At 69.9% G+C, this 22,045-nt stretch carries 18 protein-coding genes and 3 pseudogenes; 12 read left to right on the top strand and 9 right to left on the bottom strand.

What is annotated here, in order from left to right; translation table 11 throughout:
* Positions 1 to 17: 17 nt before the first annotated feature.
* Positions 18 to 1,493 carry a DHA2 family efflux MFS transporter permease subunit gene (locus JK363_RS14455; RefSeq protein ID WP_201875268.1) on the bottom strand — a complete coding sequence of 492 codons (1,476 nt, stop codon included), beginning with the start codon at positions 1,491 to 1,493 and terminating at the stop codon, positions 18 to 20.
* Positions 1,494 to 1,749: 256 nt separating this feature from the next.
* Between JK363_RS14455 and JK363_RS14450 the strand changes: the two genes are divergently transcribed.
* Positions 1,750 to 2,646, top strand: coding sequence for a DUF4184 family protein (locus tag JK363_RS14450; RefSeq protein ID WP_201875267.1), 897 nt, complete (start codon positions 1,750 to 1,752; stop codon positions 2,644 to 2,646).
* A gap of 131 nt (positions 2,647 to 2,777) precedes the next feature.
* On the opposite strand, the gene JK363_RS14445 is transcribed toward JK363_RS14450, so the two are convergent.
* Entirely contained in the window at positions 2,778 to 3,500 is a 723-nt protein-coding gene (locus JK363_RS14445; protein WP_201875266.1) for an SDR family oxidoreductase, read from the bottom strand.
* Between the two features lie 160 nt (positions 3,501 to 3,660).
* On the opposite strand from JK363_RS14445, the gene JK363_RS14440 reads away from it, so the two are divergent.
* Positions 3,661 to 4,635 carry a helix-turn-helix transcriptional regulator gene (locus JK363_RS14440; protein WP_201875265.1) on the top strand — a complete coding sequence of 325 codons (975 nt, stop codon included), beginning with the start codon at positions 3,661 to 3,663 and terminating at the stop codon, positions 4,633 to 4,635.
* 348 nt (positions 4,636 to 4,983) lie between these two features.
* Here the strand turns inward: JK363_RS14440 and JK363_RS14435 are convergent, their stop codons facing one another.
* From JK363_RS14435 to JK363_RS14425, 3 genes are all read right to left on the bottom strand, one after another.
* Positions 4,984 to 6,585, bottom strand: coding sequence for an amidohydrolase (locus JK363_RS14435; protein WP_201875264.1), 1,602 nt, complete (start codon positions 6,583 to 6,585; stop codon positions 4,984 to 4,986).
* A gap of 99 nt (positions 6,586 to 6,684) precedes the next feature.
* Positions 6,685 to 8,169 (bottom strand): APC family permease, encoded by a 1,485-nt coding sequence (locus tag JK363_RS14430; RefSeq protein WP_201875263.1) that lies wholly within the window; start codon positions 8,167 to 8,169, stop codon positions 6,685 to 6,687.
* Positions 8,170 to 8,571: 402 nt separating this feature from the next.
* Complete coding sequence (locus JK363_RS14425) at positions 8,572 to 9,159, bottom strand: ATP-binding protein (RefSeq protein ID WP_201875262.1); 588 nt, start codon at positions 9,157 to 9,159, stop codon at positions 8,572 to 8,574.
* Positions 9,160 to 9,303: 144 nt separating this feature from the next.
* Between JK363_RS14425 and JK363_RS14420 the strand changes: the two genes are divergently transcribed.
* The 3 genes and pseudogenes from JK363_RS14420 to JK363_RS14410 all read left to right on the top strand — a co-directional run bounded on the left by JK363_RS14420 (position 9,304) and on the right by JK363_RS14410 (position 12,629).
* On the top strand, positions 9,304 to 9,936 hold the full coding sequence (locus JK363_RS14420) for a TetR/AcrR family transcriptional regulator (RefSeq protein ID WP_201875261.1): 633 nt from the start codon (positions 9,304 to 9,306) through the stop codon (positions 9,934 to 9,936).
* A gap of 227 nt (positions 9,937 to 10,163) precedes the next feature.
* Positions 10,164 to 10,343: pseudogene (locus tag JK363_RS14415) on the top strand (short-chain dehydrogenase); the annotation flags it as partial.
* A gap of 315 nt (positions 10,344 to 10,658) precedes the next feature.
* A complete protein-coding gene (locus JK363_RS14410; RefSeq protein ID WP_201875260.1) occupies positions 10,659 to 12,629 on the top strand; it encodes an APC family permease in 1,971 nt (656 codons plus the stop codon).
* Positions 12,630 to 12,840: 211 nt separating this feature from the next.
* Here JK363_RS14410 and JK363_RS14405 read toward each other — a convergent pair whose 3' ends face one another.
* Complete coding sequence (locus JK363_RS14405; protein ID WP_201875259.1) at positions 12,841 to 13,584, bottom strand: alpha/beta fold hydrolase; 744 nt, start codon at positions 13,582 to 13,584, stop codon at positions 12,841 to 12,843.
* Between the two features lie 95 nt (positions 13,585 to 13,679).
* Here JK363_RS14405 and JK363_RS14400 point away from each other — a divergent pair, with 95 nt between their 5' ends.
* The 6 genes and pseudogenes from JK363_RS14400 to JK363_RS43780 all read left to right on the top strand — a co-directional run bounded on the left by JK363_RS14400 (position 13,680) and on the right by JK363_RS43780 (position 17,261).
* A complete protein-coding gene (locus tag JK363_RS14400) occupies positions 13,680 to 14,696 on the top strand; it encodes a helix-turn-helix transcriptional regulator (RefSeq protein ID WP_236075765.1) in 1,017 nt (338 codons plus the stop codon).
* A gap of 80 nt (positions 14,697 to 14,776) precedes the next feature.
* Positions 14,777 to 15,136: pseudogene (locus JK363_RS44190) on the top strand (urea transporter); the annotation flags it as partial.
* Positions 15,137 to 15,142: 6 nt separating this feature from the next.
* Positions 15,143 to 15,277, top strand: a pseudogene (locus tag JK363_RS42390) (urease accessory protein); the annotation flags it as partial.
* Between the two features lie 82 nt (positions 15,278 to 15,359).
* The gene (gene ureG / locus JK363_RS14390; protein ID WP_236075764.1) at positions 15,360 to 16,067 is read left to right on the top strand and encodes an urease accessory protein UreG; all 708 of its coding nucleotides are present in this window, start codon (positions 15,360 to 15,362) and stop codon (positions 16,065 to 16,067) included.
* Positions 16,064 to 17,005 (top strand): urease accessory protein UreD, encoded by a 942-nt coding sequence (locus JK363_RS14385; protein ID WP_201875256.1) that lies wholly within the window; start codon positions 16,064 to 16,066, stop codon positions 17,003 to 17,005. The genes ureG and JK363_RS14385 overlap by 4 nt, the downstream gene beginning before the upstream one ends.
* Positions 17,006 to 17,138: 133 nt before the next feature.
* On the top strand, positions 17,139 to 17,261 hold the full coding sequence (locus JK363_RS43780; protein ID WP_268981032.1) for a hypothetical protein: 123 nt from the start codon (positions 17,139 to 17,141) through the stop codon (positions 17,259 to 17,261).
* A 43-nt stretch (positions 17,262 to 17,304) separates the two neighbouring features.
* Here the strand turns inward: JK363_RS43780 and JK363_RS14380 are convergent, their stop codons facing one another.
* The 3 genes from JK363_RS14380 to JK363_RS14370 all read right to left on the bottom strand — a co-directional run bounded on the left by JK363_RS14380 (position 17,305) and on the right by JK363_RS14370 (position 20,782).
* Positions 17,305 to 18,948, bottom strand: coding sequence for an amidohydrolase (locus JK363_RS14380; protein ID WP_201875255.1), 1,644 nt, complete (start codon positions 18,946 to 18,948; stop codon positions 17,305 to 17,307).
* Between the two features lie 152 nt (positions 18,949 to 19,100).
* On the bottom strand, positions 19,101 to 20,564 hold the full coding sequence (locus JK363_RS14375; RefSeq protein WP_201875254.1) for a sodium:solute symporter family protein: 1,464 nt from the start codon (positions 20,562 to 20,564) through the stop codon (positions 19,101 to 19,103).
* Positions 20,561 to 20,782 (bottom strand): hypothetical protein, encoded by a 222-nt coding sequence (locus tag JK363_RS14370; RefSeq protein WP_201875253.1) that lies wholly within the window; start codon positions 20,780 to 20,782, stop codon positions 20,561 to 20,563. Before JK363_RS14370 ends, JK363_RS14375 begins: the two co-directional genes overlap by 4 nt.
* 133 nt (positions 20,783 to 20,915) lie before the next feature.
* Between JK363_RS14370 and JK363_RS14365 the strand changes: the two genes are divergently transcribed.
* Entirely contained in the window at positions 20,916 to 21,953 is a 1,038-nt protein-coding gene (locus JK363_RS14365; protein WP_201875252.1) for an Lrp/AsnC family transcriptional regulator, read from the top strand.
* Positions 21,954 to 22,045 lie beyond the last annotated feature (92 nt).

Genomic DNA, 22,045 nt, shown 5'->3' with positions numbered 1-22,045 from the left:
GTGTCTTCTGGGTCCTTTCAGTCGAGGCTGTGACGTGGCAGGAAGAGCGCGGTGACGGTGCCCAGGGCGCAGAGCCCGAGCGTCCACCAGAAGGCGAAGCCGAAGGCGTCGTCGACCGTGGGGTGCACGGAAAGCTGTTGCTGGAGCACCACCGCGAGGAGAGCGGTGCCGACAGAACCGCCCAGCTGGATGGCGGCGATCATGATGCTGCTGGCCCGGCCGACGCTCTCCGGCGCGACGCCGGCGAATCCCGTCGCGAGTGCGGGCGCGAGGGTGACGCCCAGCCCCACTCCTCGGATCAGCAACGTGACGACCAGCAGCGGCAGGTCCTCGCGGGCGTCGCACCAGGTGTAGCTGACGGTGCCGAGGCCCGCGACGGCCATGCCGGAGAACACGACCGCCCGGGGGCCGAAGCGTGCCGTCAACCGTCCGACGACGGGCAGGACCAGCACGGTCCCGAGGCCCTGTGGGGCAAGGAGCAGCCCGGAGGTCCAGGCGTCGAACTCGCCTGCCTGCTGGAAGAAGAGCGGCAGCAGGAACATCGCGCCGTAGACGGACGCGCCGAACAAGAACGCCGCCAGCACACACACCGGGAACCGGCCGGCGGCGAACAGCCGAAGGTCGAGCAGCGGCACCTTGCGGGTGCGGAGCGCGTGCACGGCGTACGCCGCGAGCAGCAGGACACCGCAGGCCAGCGAGAGCGGGACAACGAGGTGCGCGGCTGTGGACGCCGTCCTGCCCGCCGCGCCCTCGCCCGTGCTCGCCGCCTGGGACAGACCGAGCATGAGCGCCGCCAGACCGCCGGACAGCAGCACGAGCCCGGCCACATCAAGGCTCCGGTCGCGGGAGGAGGCGCGCGGCGCGTCCCGGGGCAACAGCCGGTGCGCCAGCGCCGCACAGAGCAGACCCGCGGGAACGTTGCACCAGAACAGCCACCGCCAGTCGAACTGGTCAAGGAGTGCGCCTCCCACCACGGGACCGAAGACCGGGGCCATGGTGATCGGGATCTGAACCAGGCTCATGACCCGTGTGACCCGTCCGGGCCCCGCGGCCCGGGCGAGCATGGCAAGCATGATCGGCTCGAACATCGCGGCGCCGATCCCCTGCACCACACGTGCCGTGATCAGCACACCAACCGTCGGAGCGAGTCCGGCGGCAACGCACCCCACGAGGTAGACGGCGAGTGACGCCTGCCACAGACTCTTCTCTCCGAATCTGTCCATGGCCCAGCCGGCGACCGGAATCGTGACGGCCAGGGCCAGCAGATTGGCGGTGCTCACCCACTGCACGGTGGGCAACCCCGCGGAGAACTCCTGGGCGAGTACGCCCATCCCCACCGACACCAGCGTGGTGCTCAGCAGTGCGAGCACCGCGCCGAGTGACAGCGTCGACCCGAGGGCAAAAAGACTCGTACTCGCGCCTTGGGCCGCACCCCCCTCGTGGCCACCTTCGGCCGGCGGCCGGGCGAGGACGACCTCTTCGCTCTTGCTCACGAGTGCGGACCTTTCCGCCAGATGTCGACCGGAACAGACATCGAGTCTCACGACAGTCGGCCGTGGCTTCTGGCGGAATGCGGACAGCGCGTTCCGGCCCTGCGTCAGCCCCGTACTCGGCACGGGCCGCCGTCAGGGCTTCAAGATCAACTCACTGGCCCCCTTTACCGCGTATCACACCTCAGAAGGAGCAACTCTGCCGTCGGCTCCGGCGTCCTGCCGAGAGCACGAGAAAAGAGGAACGAGGAACTCCGCCATGCCCTTCACGCTGAGCCACGCCGCCGCTGTCCTGCCCCTGCTACGCCCGAACGGTCGGGCGCGGGGACCGCTGATCGCCTCGGCCCTGGTGGCCGGGGCATTGGCACCCGACGTGCCGTACTTTGCCGCCACGGTGGCAGGCGGGGCCATCCGCCTCGGAGACACGACGCACACCATTCTCGGCGCCATGACGGTGGACGTGCTGTTCGCCGCTGGTCTGGTCGGGATCTGGTGGCTGTTGCGCGAACCACTCCTGATGCTCGCGCCACCCGGCCACCGGGCCCGGGCAGCCGCCCTGCTCGCAAGCGGCCGATGGCGCAGCCGTTCTCTGTACCGGCTCGCCGGACCATTCTGGGCATCTGCCGCAGTCGGCGCGGCCACACACGTCCTGTGGGATTCCTTCACCCACCCCGGCCGCGCAGGGGTTCGGCTGTTCCCGTGGCTGGAGACCTACGCAGGCGGCTTTCCCCTCTACACCTGGATGCAATACGGGAGTTCCGCGATGGCTCTTGTAGTGATCGCCGGTTTTCTCCGACGCGCCCTGCGCACGATCCCCACGCCGGTCCCCGTTGCGAGCGACACCAGCAGCCCGCGGATTCCGGGCCAGACCGCCCTGGCTGTCACGGCCATCGCGGGCACCACGCTCGTCGGGGCCGTGCTGCGGTGCGCGCAGAAGCGGGAGTTTCTCGCCCACGCCCCCACTCATCAACTGCTGCCGACGGCGTTGTTCGGGGCGGGCGGCGGTCTGCTGGCCGGCCTGCTGTTGTACGCCCTGCTCGTGCACGCGGTGTGGCAGCTTCGCCCGAGCCACGGTCGCGTCCGCCGGGAGCCCAGCACGAGCCAGGGCAGCAACACAAGGGAGGCGGCCGGGCAACACCCTGAAGGGCCGGCATAGGACAGCATTCACCACAGCATCTCGATGAACTGCTCGCGGCCGACGTCGACTTCGGCGTGCCGGCGGACCGCCGAGCATCGGCGGCCTGCCTTTGCGGGCCGCGCGTCCCGTGGTGGGGTGGGAGTGGCCGGTCAGGCTTCCTGACCGGTGGCGGCGAGGACGATCTCACGGATGGTGACGTTCTGCGGCTGCCGGTAGGCGTAGGCGACCGCCTCGGCCACGGCCTGCGGGTCCAGGGCGCCGCCGGCGGACTTCTTCCATGCCTCGTAGTCCTTCTTGATCTGCTCGTCGCTGGTGTGGGAGAGCAGTTCGGTCTCCACGGCGCCGGGGGCGATGGTCACCACGCGGACGCCGCGGGAGGCGACCTCTTCGCGCAGGTTCTCCGACATGGCGTGGACGGCGAACTTGGTGCCCACATAGGCGGTGTGGTTCGGGAAGGTCTTGCGGCCGGCGATGGAGCTGACGTTGATGATCGTGCCGGTGCCGCGGGCGAGCATGCCGGGCAGGACGGCACGGACGCCGTACAGCACGCCCTTGATGTTCAGGTCGATCATCCGGTCCCACTCCTCGGCGGGCTGGTCGGCGAGACGGCCCAGGAGCATGGCCCCGGCGTTGTTGACGATCGCGTCGGCGGGCCCGAACCGCTCTTCGGCCTCGCGTACCGCGGCCTCGACCGCGTCCCGGTCGGTGACGTCGACCTTGCGGCACAGGGTGTCGGGCAGGCCGAGTTCGTGAAGCTTCTCCAGCCGCCGGGCGAGGAGGAGCAGCGGGTGCCCTTGGGCGGAGAGGAGGCGGGCGGTGGCCGCTCCGATGCCGGAGCTGGCGCCGGTGATGACGATCAGGGGCTTGGACATGGTGATCCCTCGTGAGACGAGTGCGAACAGGGTGCCGGTCTCCACAAGACCATCGGACGGAGGGCGCTGAGCACCGGCAGCGGAGGGAGGGTGTACCGGGGGTCCGCCAGACCCCCCTTCACCGCCCGGCGGCGGGCGCACCCCGCCCTATCCTGGAGCGATGAGCACGTCAGCGGGGCGCGAGCCCAACCGTGAGCTGCGCGGCTTCCTGCACTCACGCAGGGCCCGGGTCAGTCCCGGCGAGGCCGGTCTGGGTCCGGACGCCGCCGGGCGGCGCCGGGTGCCGGGGCTGCGCCGCGAGGAGGTGGCACGGCTGGCCGGGATCAGCGTCGACTACTACGTACGGCTGGAGCGCGGGCGCAACCCGAATGTCTCGGCGTCGGTGCTGGAGGCCGTGGCCCGCGCACTGCGCCTGGATCAGGCCGAGCGGGCCCACCTGTTCGACCTGGCCCGCCCCAGGCCGGGTTCGGGCCGTCGCCGCCCCGTGCCGCCGCAGCGGGTACGCCCCGGACTGCTCCGGCTCCTCGACTCCCTGACCGACACCCCCGCGATGATCATGGGCCACCGGCTGGACGTGCTCGCCGCCAACGCCCTCGCCAAGGCCCTGTACACGGACTTCGACGCACTGCCGCACCGCGACCGCAACCTCGCCCGGTTCCTCTTCCTCGACCCCGCCGCCCGCGACCTGATCGGCGACTGGCAGACCGCTGCCCGTGGCACCGTGGCGGCCCTGCGCCTGTACGCGGGGCGCCACCCGCACGACTCCCGTCTCACCGAGCTGGTGGGCGAGTTGTCCGTGCACGACGAGGACTTCCGCCAGTGGTGGGCCGATCACGACGTGTTTGCGTACACCCACGGCACCAAGCGCTACCGCCACCCCCTCGTCGGCGAACTGGCCCTGGAGTACGAGTCGCTCACGTTGCCGGACGACCCGGACCAGGCCCTCTACCTCTACACGGCCGAGCCCGGCAGCCCCTCCGCGCAGGCCCTGCGCCTGATGGGCAGCTGGTCGGCAGCGGATCTCACGGCCGGGCGGACGCCGCAGCCCACGCCGGACACCGAGGACACCGCCCGCTCCGGCCACCCGAGCCCTGCCGCGGACACACCGCGCAGCGGCACCGGCCGCGACCGCTGACCTCCGGGCCTCGGCTCGCATGCGCGTGCCGGGTGCGCATGGCCTGCGGACCGGGTTCCGATCCGCAGGCCATGCGTCCTCGTCTCCGTCCTCGGCCGCGGCTCAACCGGCTTGGCCCGGATCGAGACTGCGCTCGGCCAGTCCGCGTGACTCCAGCCGGTCGATGATCGCGGTCCTCCTCCGGCATCGGCCTGGCCACCACCGTCGCCGCCGCCGCGCAGAGCGGCTGGCACGTGATCGCCACCATGCGCGACACCACCGAGGCGGGCACGCTGGCCGTCGATGTCCGGGCGCTGTAGGCGCGGGCCACCACGGCACGCTGGTCGCCAGATCGATACCCCGCTTGTCTCAGGCGCGGTGGGTGACGTTGCCGCCGAGCATCGTCAGCGCGATGGGCGCGTCGGCGAGTTCGTCCGCGGGGGCGTGCACCGGGTCCGCGCCGAACACGGTGAGGTCGGCTCGGTAGCCGGGGGCGATACGCCCGGTCGACGCTTGCTCTCCGGCGACTTTCGCGGGGTTCGTGGTCATGCCATGGAGCGCGGCGAGCGCGGCGAGTGCCTGCCCGGGTGCGACCGGGGCGGCGTCAGGACGGCTGGGCAGGCGGCGCAGGCGTGCGGTCGCGAGGACCTCCCGCGGGTCGTAGTGGGCGATGGGCCAGTCGGAGCCGAGGACGAGGGTGGCACCGGTGGCGTGGATGTCGCCGGTGCACCAGGCTCGATTCGCGCGCTGGTTCCCGAGTCGGCGGGACCACTCGTCGGTGTGATCGGCCCGGGTGTAGGCGGCGTGGGTTGGCTGCATCGAGGCGGCGACGCCCAGCTTGGCGAAGCGCCCGGTGTGTTCCAGGGGCAGGGATTCGATGTGCTCGATGCGATGCATGACGGAGCGGGTGTCGACGCCTTCAAGGGTGTCGAGGACGTGGCGGACGCCGGCGTCGCCGGTCGCGTGGGTGGCGGTCTGGACGCCCGCGGCCGCGAGACGGTGCACGGCGCGCGTGTATGCGGAGGGGTCGCGCCAGAAGGATTCGGTGCCCTGCCCGTGGCAGTCGGCGTGTTCGAGCCACGCGGTGCCGCCTTCGACGGTTCCGTCGATGTAGAACTTCACGGCACCGAGCTGCCAGTTCCGGCCGTGCCGGCCGTGGTCGTGGATCAGGCTGTCGAGCTCGTCGTCGGTGGCCCCGGGGCTGCACCACGGCGCCAGGCGCAGCCGCAGTGGCAGCCCGTCTTCCTCCTCGAGTGAGGCGAGCAGGTCGAGGGTGTCGCCTTCGCAGTCCATGACGTGCCCGCCCGTCAGGCCTACGGATGCCATGTCATGGAGGAGGGCGCGCAGTTGGGCGCGGCGCTGGGCCTTGTCGGGGCGGGGGACGATGCGGTGGACGAGTTCCATGGCGGCCGCTTCCAGGAGGTGTCCGGTGGGTCGGCCGTCCGGGTCGCAGACGATGGTGGAGCGCTGGGGGAAGTCGCGGGGGCCGGTGACGCCGGCCAGGTGCAGGGCTGTGGTGGACGCGAGCGCGGAGTGCCCGTCGTACAGCCCCAGTAGCGCGGGGACGTCGCCGAGCGCGTTGTCGATGGCTGTTGCGGTGATGGGGGTGCCGTCGAAGGCGCTGTGTTCGAGGCCGAAGCCGGTGACCCAGCCGCCGCGGGGAGTGGACTGGGCGGCCTTCGCGAGGAGGTCGCGCAGTTGGTCGAGAGTGGCGACGGTGGACAGATCGATACCGGTGGCGAGGTCGAGGCCCATGACGGGGTGGGTGTGGCCGTCGATCAGGCCAGGGGTGAGGTAGCAGTTCTCGAGGTCGATGATCTCGGTGTGCGTGCCGCGCCAGTCGCGGATGTCGTGGTGGTCGCCGACGGCGGTGATCAGGCCGTCGGCGACGGCGACGGCGGTTGCGCCGGGCTTGTCGGGGTCGAGGGTGTGAACGCGGTGGGCGAGGACGATCGTGTCGGCCTGCGGCATGGTGCGGCTCCTCACATCAACGAGGTCGGGGTGGCGGGGCTGGGGCAGCGTGGGGTGGGGGCCGGGTGGCCCGGACCGAAGTGGTGCGGGCTCCGCGGGTCAGCTCGCTGTGCTCGCTGTGTTTGCGGGGGGCTCGGGGGTGAGAGCCCCGCGCGGCTGGGCGAGGTTGTCGTAGGCCTCGCGGCGCTTCGAACGGACCACGGCGGCGACGGCATACCCGGCGACGAGGACGACGGGGACGCAGCCCACCAGGACGCTGTTCACGGTGGCCGACGCGCCGGTGAGGAGGACGATCTTGCTGATCATCAGGTAGAGCGCGCCTGCCATGAGGACCGCGGACACGGCCGGCACCACCGTGGTGCGCACCAGGCTTTCCTTGTAGGCGGTGCGCTTGAAGTACAGCGGGACAGCGAGTGCCGTGAGGGCCTGTAGCAGCACGATTCCGATGACCCCGGGGGTGTTCACCCAGATCAGCAGTTGGAGGTAGGGGTCGGCGTGGGCGATTGCGAACGCGGCGACGACCAGGACGGCGAGTGCGGTCTGCACGGCGCCGGCGGTGTGCGGGGAGCAGTGCTTGGGGTGCGTGCGGCCGAGGCGGGCGGGCAGGATGCCTTCCCGAGCCAGGCTGAAGGTGTACCGGTTGATCGCGTTATGGAAGGCCAGAAGCGCGGCGAACACACTGCTGATGATCAGCACGTACATGGTGTTCGCGGCCCAGCTGCCCACGTACTGGTCGGCCACGTTGAACACCACGGACGTCGGGTCCTTGGCGATGATCTGGACGGCCTGGTCGGCGCCGACCGCCTCGACGATGGTCCAGCAGGTGAAGGCGTAGAAGAGAGCGAGGAATCCGACGGCGATGTAGGTGGCACGGGGGATGGTGCGCTTGGGGTCGCGGGCCTCGTCGCGGTAGATCGCCGTGGACTCGAAGCCGATGAACGCCGCGAACGCGAACGCGAGGAGACTCCCGGTGCCGGGGCTGACCGCGTTCGTGGGGGCGAACGACGACAGCTCCAGGCCATGCGCTCCGCCCTGCACGACGACAGCGGCGTCGGTGAGCGCGAGGATGCCGGTCTCGGCGACGAGCAGGACCCCGAGGAGCTTCGCGCCGAAGTCGATGTTGCGGTAGCCGGCGAGGGCGACCAGGGCAATCGCGGCGAACGCGTAGACCGGCCACGGGATGTCGAGGCCGACAAGGCTCTGGACGGTGGCCTGGGTGGCGGTCGCGAACAGCCCGTACAGGCCGATCTGCAAGGCGTTGTAGGCGAATACGGCCAGGCATGCGGACGCGATGCCGGTCCGCTTGCCGATGCCTCGGGTGATGTAGGCGTAGAACGCACCGCCTGCGTCGACGTTGCGCGCCATCGTGGTGAAGCCGACGGAGAAGACAGCCAGTGCGATACCGGCGAACAGGTAGGCGGCGGGTGCGCCGATGCCTCCGGACATGATCGCGACCGGGGCGATCCCGGCCATGACGGTCAGGGGCGCCGCAGCGGAGATCACGAAGAAGGCGATGTCACCCGTGCCAAGGTTGCCGCGCAGCGCCTGGGGCGGAGCAGCGGCGGTGAGGGAGGAATCAGTCATGGCGACTCCCATCGCAGGGTCAGGGGGGAGGCGGGCGCCCGATCCGCGGGCACATTTATCTAAACCGTTTCGGTTTAGATAACGGAAGCTAACCGGTGCGACACCGGAGGGGAAGAGCCCGGGGGTCTCGAAAACGTCACGTGGTGGACGGACGGGCGGCGCCCAGGCCCCGCACAGCACCGCTGGACCGCGAAACGCCGCTATGGCGATCGTTGACGAGAGACGAGATCGGAGACTTCACCGTGCCCGCGATCGCCCGAGCACTCAACGTGCGGACCACTTCTCGCTACCGCCACGCGCCGCCGCTGTCGAGCCGCCGCGTGACTCAGGGGTCTCGGCGTCGAGGCGGCACCGCAGCTCGTGGCGGTGGCCGTTGTCGATTACCCGGGGCTCCTCATGAGTTCAGCGAGCGGTGCGCGGACGGCTCTTCCGGGTGTCGGGAAGCGCCAGCGTGAACCAGGTGGTCTTGCCGGTGGGGGTGCTGGTGCTTGCCCAGGCTTCAGTGAGCGCGTCGAGTAGTACCGTGCCGCGACCGCCTTCGGCGTCCAAGGCGACGGTGCGGCGTTGCGACCTGGCGGGGTTGGTGTCCTCGACCTCGCACCGCAGGGAGGACCCAAGGACCCGTATGTTGAGCCGGACAGGGCCGGGGGCGTAGCGCAGGGCGTTGGTGACCAGCTCGCTGACCAGGAGCTCCACGGTGTCGGTGAGGTCTTCTTCCAGGCCCCAGTCGTGCAGCTGCGCGGTGACCCGGTGCCGGACGCGACCGACTTCGGCCAGATCGCAGCCCACGGGCCAGGAGGTGTACCGGCCGCCGGCGCGGGTGGCGGCCGGGCGACGCAGCGGCTGCGGGGCTCCGGCGGGCCGAGGGGAATGCGGGTGGGCGACGCGCCTCGAGACGGGGCCGGCGATGCCACCCGTGCCGATGTTGCCGCGCAGCACCTGGTGCGGAGTAGGGGCGGTGTGGGGGGAATCTGTCCTGGTGACGTCCATCGCAGGGTCCAGGGTGAGCGGGCGCCGATCCAAGGGCGCTGGTAACTTTATCTAAATCGTTTCGATTTAGATAAATGCAAGCTAACATATGCAGCAGGGGGAAGGAAGAGTCCACAGAAAAGACCCGCGAGGAGGGGACTGTCGATGGCCAGGCCGCGCGTAGCGCTGTTGGACCGCGAACGCATCGCCAACGCCGCTATGGCGATCGTTGACGAGACGGGGGACTTCACCGTGCCCGCGATCGCCCGATCGCTGAACGTGCAGACCTCTTCCATCTACCACCACGTCGACGGGCGTGCAGGCGTCATCGAACTGCTGCGTGAGAAGGTCGTCGAGGAGATGGACTTCGGCCAATTCGGCGGGCTCGACCAACTCGACCAGCGCCCTTGGCAGGCGAACACGGCCGACTTCGCCCGGTCCTACCGCGCGGCGTTCGCCGCCCATCCGCGCCTCGTGCCCATCCTCGCCACCACCACCGTCCGCGCGCCCCTCACCATCAGTGCGTACGAGCGGGTGATCGCCATGCTGCACGACGCGGGCTTCTCCGACCAGGACTCCCTGAGTGTCGTGACCGCGATCGAGAACTTCATCATCGGCTCCGCGCTGGACCTGGCCGCCCCCGCAGTCATGTGGGAGATCCCCGACGACGCCAAGGCCCCTGAACTGGCCAGGGCCCTGGAGGCGGCACCCCATGGCGCGGAACGCGCGGAACGCGCCTTCGAGGTGGGCCTGGCCGCCCTGCTCGCGGGCTTCACCGAAAGCCTCCTCTCCGGGTGAACCGGCCCGGCATTACCCCGCGCCCGGTGTCCAGGCCCTGGGGCGACCGAGGTGGTGATCGGGCGGTTCGTCGAGGCCGAGCGGGCCGGGCCGGCTGACAACACGGTCATCGCCGATATAGCCGAAGACCTGGAGCAGGTCACAGCCGATCCCGGAGCGGTCAGCCTGCTGTGGTCCCGCACTGCGCGCCGGGGACGGACGCGAGCGCGCTGCCGCCCCAGGCGCGACTGATCGCGCCGGGCCGGATGCGGACGCCGTTCTGGGACGACCGCCCCGGCGGCGCCGACGCCGCGGGCGCGATGATCTCCGCCGAGCACCTGGTGGACACCGTCGTGTGGGCGATCTCCCAGCCACGCGGCGTGGACGTGAACACGCTGGTGGTCCGGCCGATCGGCCAGCCGAACTAGGTATGTCGTCCGCGGACGTTGGTGACAGGCGTCTTGCCGTGAGTGGTGCCACGGCGGCGCGCTCCTGTTCGAGGGCACGGTGAGCCTTCTCCGGCTGCTGCGCCGCGGCGAAGGCGCGTGCGGCGGCATCGGCGGCACAGCCGCGGGCGGCCGGGCCCGGACAGCACGACGCCGAGACACCACAGCCACACCTGTGACCTGCTGAAAGCGTTCCGTCACTACAGCCCCCTGGCCTCGAGATGCCGGATACGGGCACTTACGCTGTCCAGGCTGTTCTTTCAGCGGCTTGTTCTTTGCATGTGACAGGAGTGCACGATGGCCACCGCCACCGATGTGGGGACCCCACCGGAGAACCGCACCGGTGGCCGCCTCCGGTCCTGGCTGCTGGAGGGCCTGACCGACATGGCCAGGCGCCGGCCGGGACCGCACGCCCAGCCCTCCGAGGAGCGCCGGGGGCAGCGATGGTGGCGGGTGATGTGCCTGACCGGTGTGGACTACTTCTCCACGCTCGGCTATCAACCTGGCATCGCCGCCCTGGCCGCCGGGCTCCTCTCCCCCATCGCCACGCTCGTCCTGGTTGCCGTGACGCTGGCCGGGGCGCTGCCGGTGTACCGGAGGGTGGCCAAGGAGAGCCCGCACGGCGAGGGTTCGATCGCGATGCTGGAGCGGCTGTTGTCGTTCTGGAAGGGCAAGCTCTTCGTGCTGACGCTGCTGGGCTTCGCCGCCACGGACTTCCTGATCACGATCACTCTCTCGGCGGCCGACGCCTCCACCCACCTGGTGGAGAACCCGCACTTCACCAGCACGCTGCACGGCCATGAGGTCGCCATCACCATGGGTCTGGTCGCCCTGCTCGGCGCCGTCTTCCTCAAGGGCTTCACCGAGGCCATCGGCGTGGCCGTGGCTCTGGTGGGTGTCTATCTCGCGCTCAACGCGGTGGTGGTGATCGTCGGCCTGTGGCACGTGGCCACCGCCTCCCACGTCGTCACCGACTGGTCACAGGCGCTGACCGCCGAGCACGGCAACCCCCTGATCATGGTCGGTCTGGCGCTGGTGGTCTTCCCCAAGCTCGCCCTCGGCCTGTCCGGATTCGAGACCGGCGTGGCGGTCATGCCTCACGTCCAGGGCGATCCCGGCGACACCGAGGAGCGGCCCACGGGCCGGATCCGGGACACGCGGAAGCTGCTCACCACTGCCGCGGTGATCATGAGCGGCTTCCTGATCTGCACCAGCTTCATTACCACCCTGCTCATCCCGCAGGACGAGTTCAAAGCGGGCGGCCAGGCGAATGGACGCGCCCTGGCCTATCTCGCCCACCACTACCTGGGCTCGGTGTTCGGCAGCGTCTACGATGCCGCGACCGTCGGCATCCTGTGGTTCGCGGGCGCCTCCGCCATGGCCGGACTGCTCAACCTCATGCCGCGCTATCTGCCCCGTTACGGCATGGCACCGCACTGGGCCCGCGCGGTCCGTCCCATGGTGCTCGTCTTCACCCTGATCGGTTTCCTGGTCACCTGGCTCTTCGACGCCGATGTGGACGCCCAGGGCGGCGCCTACGCCACCGGTGTGCTGGTCCTGATGACCTCCGCGGCCGTCGCTGTCACCATCGCCGCCCGGCGCGCCCGGCAGCGGGGCTGGACCATCGCCTTCGGGACCATCTCCGTGGTCTTCCTCTACACCACGGCGGTCAACGTCGTGGAACGCCCCGACGGTGTGAAGATCGGCGCGTGTTTCATCGCGGGCATCATCGCGGTGTCCCTGCTGTCCCGGCTCGCCCGCGCCTTCGAGCTGCGGGTCACCGACATGGAGCTGGATGACATGGCCGAGCGCTTCGTCCGTGACACCGCCACCCGCCGTATACGGTTCATCGCCAACGAGCCCGACAACCGTGACGCGGACGAGTACCGTGACAAGATCCACCAGATACGGGCCGACAACGACATCCCGGCAGCAGAGGACCTCATCTTCGTCGAGGTCACCGTCCGCGACCCCTCCGACTTCGAAACGGCCGTCCGGGTCCGCGGCGAGGTGCTGCACGGCCGCTACCGTGTCCTGACCCTCGACGGCTCCAGCATCCCCAACTCGCTGGCCGCCCTGCTGCTGCACGTGCGGGATGAGACCGGGTGCAGGCCGCACATCTACTTCGAGTGGACCGAGGGCAGTCCCTTCGCCCAGTTCCTGCGGTTCTTCCTGTTCGGCCAGGGCGAGGTCGCCCCCGTGACCCGGGAAGTCCTCCGCGAAGCCGAACCCAACCGAGCCCGTCGGCCTCACGTTCACGTCGGCTGAGCGTCGGCAAACCGTTGACGATGCCCACGGGTGGCGTAGGAGGAACGTCAGGGCCGATGTCGCGGAACCCCACACCCTCCGCGGTGCACAGTGGCTGTGCGGCACGTTCAGGTGTACGCCGACGCGCTGGGTGATCAGTACCGCCAGGCTGCCTGAGCGAGAAGCATCGCCACAGCTCACTTGCGCCGCTCACACGAGCGCGACATGCCCATCAGCGTACGGAAGAGACGACTTCGTCGAGGGTATCGGCGAGTTCGACGGGCCTGGAGAGCATGGGCCAGTGCCCCGTGGGCAGATGGAAGTGCCGCCACGGTGACTGGTTGAGGAAGGCCAGCGTCGGCAGCGCGGCATCCAGCAGAGCCTTGGCGTCGTTGCAGGCGACCACCACACGGTCCACGTCGGGGCCGAACTCAGCGGGGCTGGTGAGCCGCTGCTCGAAGGTGCGGAATGGCTGGGGCGTGGCACGGGCGCGCAGGAGGTCGCGCTGCTCCTCGTCGAGCCCTTCGATGCTGCTGAATGTGCCGAGAAGCCCGAACGGCGGCAACGGGAGCCGCCATCCGCCTCCGTGCTCGGCAACCTGCTCGCGCAGCTGGTCCACGACATCTTCCGGCATGACATCGAGCAGGCGCGTGCCCTCGGTGAAGGGAGCGCTGTCGAGATAGACCACGCGCTCCAGCCGCGGCCCGAGGCGGCCCGCAGCGCCGGTGACGGGGACCGCCGCGTAGCTGTGCGCCACGAGGGTGACGTCCCGCAGGTCCTGTTCCATGACGAACGCGGTGATGTCGTCGATGTGAGTGTCCAGTCCCACCTCCGGGGTGGCAACGTCGGATCGTTCGCCCAGGCCGGTCAGTGTCACCGGCAGCGCCGCGTGGCCTCGCTCGCTCAGCGCACGGGCGGTGTCCTCCCATGCCCAAGCTCCGAGCCAGGCGCCGGGAACGAGTACGAAGGTAGCCATGCGGATTCTCCTTGGATTTAAGGGGTTGAGGCGAGAGTAGAGTCCATACAGGACAGTTTCCGCCCTGAATCCACGAGTGATCCATGTCATACCCCTTGACGCGCGTACTGGCTCTGCTGGAGCTCCTCCAGACACACCCAGGGCTGACCGGCACGCAATTGGCCGACCGTCTGGGGACCGACGTCCGCACCGTGCGGCGCTACGCGGCGCGCCTGCGCGAGCTGGGCATACCCGTGGAGTCCGTCCGAGGCCGATTCGGTGGGTACCGACTGGCCCGCGGCTACCGGATGCCACCTCTGATGCTCACCAACGAAGAAGCCCTCGTGGTCATGCTGGGCCTACTGGCCGGCGAACGTCTGGGCATGAGCACCACCGCCCCAGCCGGCGCCGGCGCCCTCGCCAAGATCGAACGAGTGCTCCCCCACGCGCTGCGTGAACCACTCGCCGCCATGCGCGACACCTTGTCCTTCACCGCCGGCACCGTGCTCGCACAGGCCCCCCAGACAGGCATCTTGCTGACCCTGGCACAGGCATGCCGCTCCGCTCGTACCGTCGGCCTGCACTACCGTTCCTGGCACCAGGAACACACAGAGCGCGACGTCGATCCCTACGGCGTGATCTTCCACGTCGGCTGCTGGTATCTCGTCGGCCACGACCACCTCCGTGACAGCCTGCGCACCTTTCGCATGGACCGGATCGAATCCGCCACTCCCAGCGCCGACACCTTCACCGCCCCCGACGACTTCGACCCGGTTACCTACCTCACCGCATCCCTGGCCCGGACACCCTCCCTATGGCAGGTCGAGGTGCTGATCGATGGCCCTGTCGACGACATCTCGCGCCGGCTGCCGCGCACGATCGCCACCCTCACCGCCACACCCGCCGGGGTACTGCTGCGCGCGCAGGTCCAACGACTGGAGTCCATGGCTCACCTGCTCGCCTCCCTGGAATGGCCCTTCACCATCCGCAGTCCCGATCAACTGCGCCAGTCCCTCAAAGACCTGGCCCAACAGCTCACGATCGCCGCCGAACGCCCCCCCGAGGACACACCGGAGTCAATGCCGTCCACGGCCGCGGTGCGCGACACGACTTCCCGGCGGGCACCAGGCTGAGGCGCCTCCTTGGGGCAGCCCGAGGAGGTACGTGGACTCACCCGGCAGTCCCACTCTTTGGTCGATTCTTCATCCGGAAAATGCCAAGGGCAGCCCAAGACTCCCCATTCAAGCTCAAGGTCTTCCCGCTCCGGCCCGCCCGCGCCTCCTCTTCATCTGCGGTGATATCAGGGCGTGTTCAGGCTGTCACTTCATGCTGGCGGGCTTTGGGTGCCGGGTCCAGATGTAGCCTCCAACAAGTTGTTGATCAAGTGGCGACTCGCCGTGAATTCAGTGAGTGTCGCCGCCTTGAGGTGTTCCCGGACCCTGAACGCGACCTGAAGGAGGAGGCATGCCAACGGATGCAGCTGCGGGGCATCGCCCAGGTCGCGTTGAGCGCGAGCCCGTGGACCGGACTGCTGTTCGCCGTCGGGCTCTTCGCGGGGAACTGGCGGATCGGTGTGTCGGCCGCTCCCGTGATCGAGGAGACCGTGGCGGCCGCGCTCGACAGGGAGTTGGCCGACCTCGGGGGATGCGTCCCCATGGCCGATGTCATGGCCGGCCGCCACGAGCGCGCCGAAGCCCGGCTGTTCGCGAGCTAGTGCGAGCAGTCCGGCCCGGCTCCTGCCCGCCACCACCGCGAGAACACCACTCGCGAAAACACCACTCTGGACAAGGATCATCATGCACGACCCCACACAGGTCCGAGGCTCCCACCACCACGACCACGACGAGTTCACTCAGCGTCCCAAGGACGGCGTGCTGCGCGTCGGCATCGCCGGGCCGGTCGGCTCCGGCAAGACCGCGCTGATCGAGGCACTCGTCCCGGTACTGATCGGACGCGGCCGGACCCCTGCCGTGATCACCAACGACATCTACACCTCCGAGGACGCCGCCCACGTGCGCCGCACCCTGGACGGGATCCTGGCCCCGAACCGGATCGTCGGCGTCGAGACCGGCGCCTGCCCGCACACCGCGGTCCGGGACGACCCGACGATGAACCAGGCCGCGGCCGACGAGATCCTGGAACGCTTCCCCGAGGTGGACACGCTGCTCTTCGAGAGCGGCGGCGACAACCTGACGCTCACCTTCAGCCCGGCGCTCGTCGACCTCTTCCTGTTCGTGCTGGACACCGCCGAGGGCGACAAGATGCCCCGCAAACGGGGCCCGGGCATCACCGAGTGCGAACTGCTGGTCATCAACAAGATCGACATCGCCCAGTACGTACGGTGCGACCTGGCCGTGATGGAGTCGGACGCCCATCACGTCCGGCAGGGGCGTCCGGTGGTGCTCACCAACTCCCTGACCGGAGAGGGCCTGGAGACCATCGCCGACTTCCTCCTGGCCCACGAGGCCGCCCAGCAGGCCGGCCAGGAGGCGACGTCCGTATGACCCAAGCGCCCGCGCGGCTGGACCCCGCACACTACGAACCCCGGCGGGTACCGGCCCGGATACTCGACCTCACCGGCACCCCGGACACCCTGGCCGCCGGGCGCCCCGGCAAGGTCGGCCTGCTCGAACTGCGCTACGCGCGGGTCGGCGACCGCACCGAACTCGTCGACCGCTACCAGAAGTCACCGCTACAGATCATGCGTCCGCTGTACGTGGACCCGCAGCGGCCCGACATGCCGGTGACCTATCTGATGTCCACCGGCGGCGGCATCGTCCAGGCCGACCGCAACCGCATGGACATCGACTGCGGCCCCGACACCGCCGTACACCTGACCACCCAGGCCGCCACCAAGCTGCACCGCGTGGAGTTCGACCACGCCACCCAGGTCGTCCACCTCACCGCCGGAGCCCGCAGCTACGTCGAGTACCTGCCCGACCCGCTGATCCCGTACCGCGACGCACGCTTCTACCAGCACACCTGCGTCACCGCCGACCCCACGGCCACCGTGCTGCTGGGCGAGACGATCGCGGCAGGCCGACTGGGCAGGGGCGAACGGCACGCCTACCGCCTGCTGTTCAGCGACCTGGAGATCACGCGCCCCGACGGTGAGTTGCTGGTGGTGGACACCGTCCGCCTGGATCCGCACGAGCCGGGCTCGGTGACCGGACCGGCGGTGTTCGGCGGCCACGACCTGATGGCAACGCTCTACGCGGTCACCCCGCTGGCCCCCGCGGCGCAGGTCGCCGACACCTTGCACGCGGCTCTGCTCACCACCGGGCTCGCCTGCGGCGTGAGCGTCCTGCCCGACGACTGCGGGGCGTGGGCACGGATCATGGGCAGCGACTCGCCCGCGGTCACCCGCGCCATACGCACCGCCTGGGACGCCCTGCGCCGCCTGCTCATCGGCGTCCCCGCCCCCGACCTGCGCAAGACCTGACATCACGGAATGGAGTCGCGCGCCATGGTCACGGCCGCGTGGAGGGGTGGGGGCCGCCACGCCAAGGCTTCCCGACCCAAACGACCGGGACAACACCGCACCGTACCTTCCATCCGCACCCTGGTGTTACGGCTTGCGCAGGAGAGTTCCAGCTAGCGAACTCGCCGCCGCCATCAAGGTGGCCACCGGCACCGCGTGGAACACCCTCAAGGAGCACGGCACAGACCCAGCACCCGAACGCGACCACACCACGTGAGCGATGTTCTTGCGCGGCCGGGCCCCGCGCGCCACCGTGGCGCTCACCCGTCGCCGTTCGACCAGACCTGACGAGCACCCACCCACGTGGCGCGCACCGGAACGGCCGCCAGGGCGTCGGGGGCGGTGGCGAACAGATCCTGGCCGAGCACGGTGAAGTCAGCCAGGTATCCGGGAGCGATACGGCCCTTGAGGTGGGACTCGCCCGTGGCGCGCGCGGAGCCGGTGGTGTAGACGCCCAGCGCCTCACGGACCGTCAGGGCCCGGTCTGCGCCGAGGACATCGCCCTCGCTGGTACGTCGAGTCACCATCGTCTGGAGGGCGAGCAGCGGCTCAAGGGGACCCGCCGGGTGGTCGGACGAGCCCGCGACGACGACGCCGGCGTCCAGAAAGGAGCGGTGGTCACTGACCCGTGCGGCGCGCGCGTCACCGTAGTAGCGGCGCAGCTTGGAGCCGTGCCCGTGGACGAATGCGCCGAACGGCACCGGGGTGACCTCTGCGGCGCGGATCCGCTGGACCAGCTTCTCGTCGACGAGGGAGCAGTGCTCGATGCGGTGGTTGATCCGCTGCTCGGGGTGAGCGGCGCGGGCCGCCTCAATGGCGTCGAGGACCTGGGAGACGGCCAGGTCGCCGTTGGCGTGGACGCCCACGCGCAGGCCCGCCGCGTGCAGGGCGAGAACTGCGTCGGCGAGCTCGTTCTCGTCCAGGAGCTGGATTCCGTTGTCGGACCCGGTCTCGGCCGGGTAGGGGTCGCGGCACAGGCAGGTGCCCCCGGCCAGCGCGCCATCCATGATGATCTTGGCGCCGACGATGCGCAGCCACGCGTCGCCGAATCCGGCGTGCAGGCCCGCGTGGCGCAGGGCGTCCGCGTAGCGATGCCACAGGAGGACGCCCACCCGCATCGTCAGGCGGCCGCGCTCGCGCATGTGCTGATAGGTGCGCAGTGCGGCCGGGGTGGTCACGGCGTCGCAGACGGAGGTGACGCCGGCCGCGTGGTAGGTGGTGAAAACGTCGGCCAGCGGTTCGAGCAGGGCTTCGGGCGCTGCCTGCGGTAGCAGGGCGGGTTCGCCGGAAGCACGGTAGAGCTGGTCGAACCAGGTCCGCTCGTAGAGCCAGCCGTCCAGTCGGCCCGTGCTGTCGCGGCCCAGGTCGCCGCCGGTCTGGGGGCCGCTGTCGTCGTGCAGACCAGTCAGCGTCAGGGCCGCGGAACCGGCGACCGCCATGTGAAACGAGAAGTGGATCACCAGGACCGGGTGGCGGGTGGTGATCGCGTCGAGCGCGCTGCGGTCGAGGCGGCCTTCGGGGTCGGTGGCGGGGTTGTAGCCCTGGGCGACGATCCATCGGCCCGGCTCGGTGGCGGCCACTCGCGCCGCGAGCCGCTCCCGGGGGGTCCCGTCGCCCGTGCCCAGATCGAGGCGGAGAGCGGCATTGGCCACCTCCATGGGGTGACAGTGCGCGTCGTGGAAACCGGGCACCAGGTGGGCGTCGTCCAGATCGACGGTCTCGGCGCCCGGCAGTGCCGTGTACGCCTCGGCTGCCTCGCCGACTGCGGCGATCCGCTCGCCGACGGTGGCGAGGACCTGAGTGTCGGCCTCGCCGTCCAGGGTGGTGATGCGGCGAGCCCGGACGATGCGAACAGGCGTGGGGGAGGCGGCGGGGCCGTGCTGCCTGTGGGTCGCGGCGGTCATACGTTGGGTCTCCTTCTTGTTCCCCGTTCCCGTGCGGCTGGACAGGTCGGCGAGGACGGCGGCCGGACGGGAACGGGGGGCGGTGCGGTGGTGTGGCGACGTCCGGCGGACGGTCGCTCATGACGGTGTGTCTTCGGGAAGGGACTGCAAGATCAGCGCGCGGGGGTCGGGGCCGGCACCGGGCCCTCCCGCTCCTCCTCGGCGGCACGGCTGCTCCACAGGCGCAAGACCGCCTCGGTCACCACTGCCACCAGGACATTGGCCGCCAGGGAGATGAGACCGCTGCTGACCGGACCGTCGTAGACGCCGCCGAAGGTCAGCCAGATGAGGACGGCCTCACCGGTGACAATGCCCGCCCCCGCCGACGGTGCGCGTAGCAACGGGCGCCTGGTCAGGGCGGCGCCCGTCGCGGGGGCCATCTGGGCGAGGCCGCTGTAGGTGAGCAGGAGCAGGTTGGCGAGAGCGTCAGGCCGGGCGATACCCAGGACGAGAGCGACCCCGACGCCGGCCACCACGGTGGTGTGGTTGACGATGAGCGCGCGACGGCGGTCCTGTACGTGCAGCACATTGCGGGCCACCATGGTCGACATGCCGAGCACGATGGCGGCGGCCGGGACCATGGCAGTGGCGGCCGCTGCGACGGCCACGACGCCCACGAGCCATGCGGGCAGTGCCTCGGAGACCAGGGTGAGCAGGACTCCGTTGTTCCCGTTCACGGGAACCGAGAGCGTGGTGATCGCGACAAAGCCGACGATGATCGGGATGGCCTGGGTGGCGCCGTAGACGGGCATCCAGATGCTGTTCTTGCGCAGGGCGCGCTCGGAGTCGGCGGCCATGACCGCGGGCCAGCCGTGCGGCATCGTCATGAACAGCACGCTGAACAGACTGGTGAGCATCGAGGTGAAGAACCAGACGGTGCCGTGCGGGCCACTGTGCGGGACGCTGAGCAGCTCGCTGTGGTGGTCGCGCAGTTCACCGCCGAGGTTGCCGAGCCCCCCATGAAAGTGGGCGGGGACAGCGACGAGCAGGACGATCAGGACGACCAACATCAGAGCGTCCTTGAAGTACGCGGTCCTGGCGACACCGTGGATGCCGGACCACAACACGAAGGCGACGATGAGCACCGAGGCGAGGATCATCGCGGCGGTGCCGACGTTGTCCTTGCCGGTGGCGAGTTCGACGACCAGGCCGAGTCCGGTGATCTGTAGTTGCAGATAGGGCAGCAGGAAGAGCACGCCGAAGACGGCGGTAACGGTGCCGAGCAGGGGGCTGCGGTAGCGGTCGGCGAAGAAGTCGCCTTGCGTGACATGGCCGTGTTCGCGCCCGATGCGCCACACGATCGGGCTGATGACGTACAGGCCGACGTAGGCGATGGGCAGGTACGGCAGGGCGTAGACGACCGCGACACCGGAGCTGAAGGCGAGGCCCGCGAGGCCCAGGAACGTGAAGGTCGTGTAGATCTCCCCGGCCTGAAGGAACCAGGTGGTCAGGGCTCCGAAGTTACGGCCTCCGACGCTCCACTCCTCAAGATTGGCAGCGGGCTTGCGACGGCCCATCAAGCCGAGTAGGCCGATGACGACTATGCCGACGCCGCAGACGACGAGGACGGTGTTCATCGGCGCTCCTCCTGGAGGTTTCGGGCGCCGGCAGCGAGCGCAGTGTGGCGCCGCTCGACGAAGGCGAGGGCAGGGGTCAGGGCGAGGACCCAGATGACGGACCAGACCAGCAGGGACGGCATGCCGAACCACAAGTGCGGTCCGTTGACGAAAGGCAGCCAGACAGCTGACAGCAGGGCCACCACAGGCACGGCGGTCAGCAACCACGGAAGGAACATGGCGAACTCCGAGACATGTCAGGGTCGGCCGCGGCGGACGGCCGGCAGGCGTTGCCAAATCACACGAGGAGCTTGAAACTCCCGGAGTGCACCCCATGGATTTCTGCACAATTCATTCAGGAGAGATGCCACAGTGACCGATTCCGCCACCGGCTTGCTGGACGAGCTGGATCTGTGCCTGGTCAATGCGCTCCAGGCCGCGCCCCGTGCGCCCTGGGCGCGGGTGGCAAGGGCCATCGAGGTCAGCCCGGTGACGGCGGCCCGGCGCTGGGAACGGCTGCGTGCCCAGGGCCTGGTCTGGGTGACCGCGTACGGCGGAGCCTTCGTCAACCACCACCACTGTGTCGCCATCGTCGGCGTGGACTGCGAACCTGGCCGCATCCCAGCGATCTCGGCCGCGCTTGCCGAGCAACCGCAGATCGCCAGCATCGAGCACACAGCGGGCCACCACGACATGTCCCTCAACGTCATGGTGGACTCGCTGGCCGACCTCTCCCTGCTGCACACCGAGGTTCTCGGGAGACTGCCCGGGGTGCGTGCCACGCACAGCCGGATCGTCACCCGGTTCTTCACCGAGGGCTCCCGCTGGGACATTCGCGCCATCAGCCGCGAGCAGCGCGATGCGGTCCGCTCCGGGGCGCCCCTCGCCATGGGTGACGTCGATCCCGCACCGGCCGAGGCCGACCGGGAACTGCTGCTCGCACTCGGCGCCGACGGGCGCGCCGGATACGGCGAATTGGCCCGGCGTACGGGAATGAGTGAGTCGACGGTGCGGCGCCGGGTGGCGTGGATGGTGCGCACCGGGGCCGCACTGCCGCGCTGCGAGGTGGCCCACACCTACTCGCCGTATCCGGTGTTCGCCACCTTCCACGCGAACGTGCCCTCCGACGCGCTGGCCCGGGTCGGCCCCGCACTGGCCGCGCTGCCGGAGGTGCGGATGTGCGCGGCGACCACCTCGAACCACAACCTGGTGGTCAACAGTTGGGTGCGCTCCATTGCCGATGTGCTGCGCCTGGAGTCGTACATCGCCCAGCGCTTTCCGGAGATCGCTATGGCCGACCGCTCCCTCACGCTCGGCAATCCCAAACGCATGGGCTGGATCCTCGACGAGGCGGGGCGGGCGGTACGGCACGTACCCATCGACCTGTGGCGGCGGCCGGGGGCCGACTGAGCCACCAGCGTCGGCGCCTCTCACGTCGCGACGAGCCAATGGCACCACATCAGCGCCGAGACGGCGGCCACCTGGGCCTGTCCGGTGTCCGG

It is taken from the genome of Streptomyces coffeae (genome assembly GCF_016741875.1).
In the GTDB taxonomy this organism is placed as follows: domain Bacteria; phylum Actinomycetota; class Actinomycetes; order Streptomycetales; family Streptomycetaceae; genus Streptomyces; species Streptomyces coffeae.
This window is presented reverse-complemented; position numbering and strand designations above follow the sequence as displayed.

What these genes read in the sequence shown, in the direction of transcription:
- JK363_RS14450 (WP_201875267.1), top strand. Translation starts at nt 1,750, where the DNA reads ATGCCCTTCACGCTGAGCCACGCCGCCGCTGTCCTGCCCCTGCTACGC.
- JK363_RS14445 (WP_201875266.1), bottom strand. Translation starts at nt 3,500, where the DNA reads ATGTCCAAGCCCCTGATCGTCATCACCGGCGCCAGCTCCGGCATCGGA.
- JK363_RS14440 (WP_201875265.1), top strand. Translation starts at nt 3,661, where the DNA reads ATGAGCACGTCAGCGGGGCGCGAGCCCAACCGTGAGCTGCGCGGCTTC.
- JK363_RS14435 (WP_201875264.1), bottom strand. Translation starts at nt 6,585, where the DNA reads ATGCCGCAGGCCGACACGATCGTCCTCGCCCACCGCGTTCACACCCTC.
- JK363_RS14430 (WP_201875263.1), bottom strand. Translation starts at nt 8,169, where the DNA reads ATGACTGATTCCTCCCTCACCGCCGCTGCTCCGCCCCAGGCGCTGCGC.
- JK363_RS14425 (WP_201875262.1), bottom strand. Translation starts at nt 9,159, where the DNA reads ATGGACGTCACCAGGACAGATTCCCCCCACACCGCCCCTACTCCGCAC.
- JK363_RS14420 (WP_201875261.1), top strand. Translation starts at nt 9,304, where the DNA reads ATGGCCAGGCCGCGCGTAGCGCTGTTGGACCGCGAACGCATCGCCAAC.
- JK363_RS14410 (WP_201875260.1), top strand. Translation starts at nt 10,659, where the DNA reads ATGGCCACCGCCACCGATGTGGGGACCCCACCGGAGAACCGCACCGGT.
- JK363_RS14405 (WP_201875259.1), bottom strand. Translation starts at nt 13,584, where the DNA reads ATGGCTACCTTCGTACTCGTTCCCGGCGCCTGGCTCGGAGCTTGGGCA.
- ureG (WP_236075764.1), top strand. Translation starts at nt 15,360, where the DNA reads ATGCACGACCCCACACAGGTCCGAGGCTCCCACCACCACGACCACGAC.
- JK363_RS14385 (WP_201875256.1), top strand. Translation starts at nt 16,064, where the DNA reads ATGACCCAAGCGCCCGCGCGGCTGGACCCCGCACACTACGAACCCCGG.
- JK363_RS14380 (WP_201875255.1), bottom strand. Translation starts at nt 18,948, where the DNA reads ATGACCGCCGCGACCCACAGGCAGCACGGCCCCGCCGCCTCCCCCACG.
- JK363_RS14375 (WP_201875254.1), bottom strand. Translation starts at nt 20,564, where the DNA reads ATGAACACCGTCCTCGTCGTCTGCGGCGTCGGCATAGTCGTCATCGGC.
- JK363_RS14370 (WP_201875253.1), bottom strand. Translation starts at nt 20,782, where the DNA reads ATGTTCCTTCCGTGGTTGCTGACCGCCGTGCCTGTGGTGGCCCTGCTG.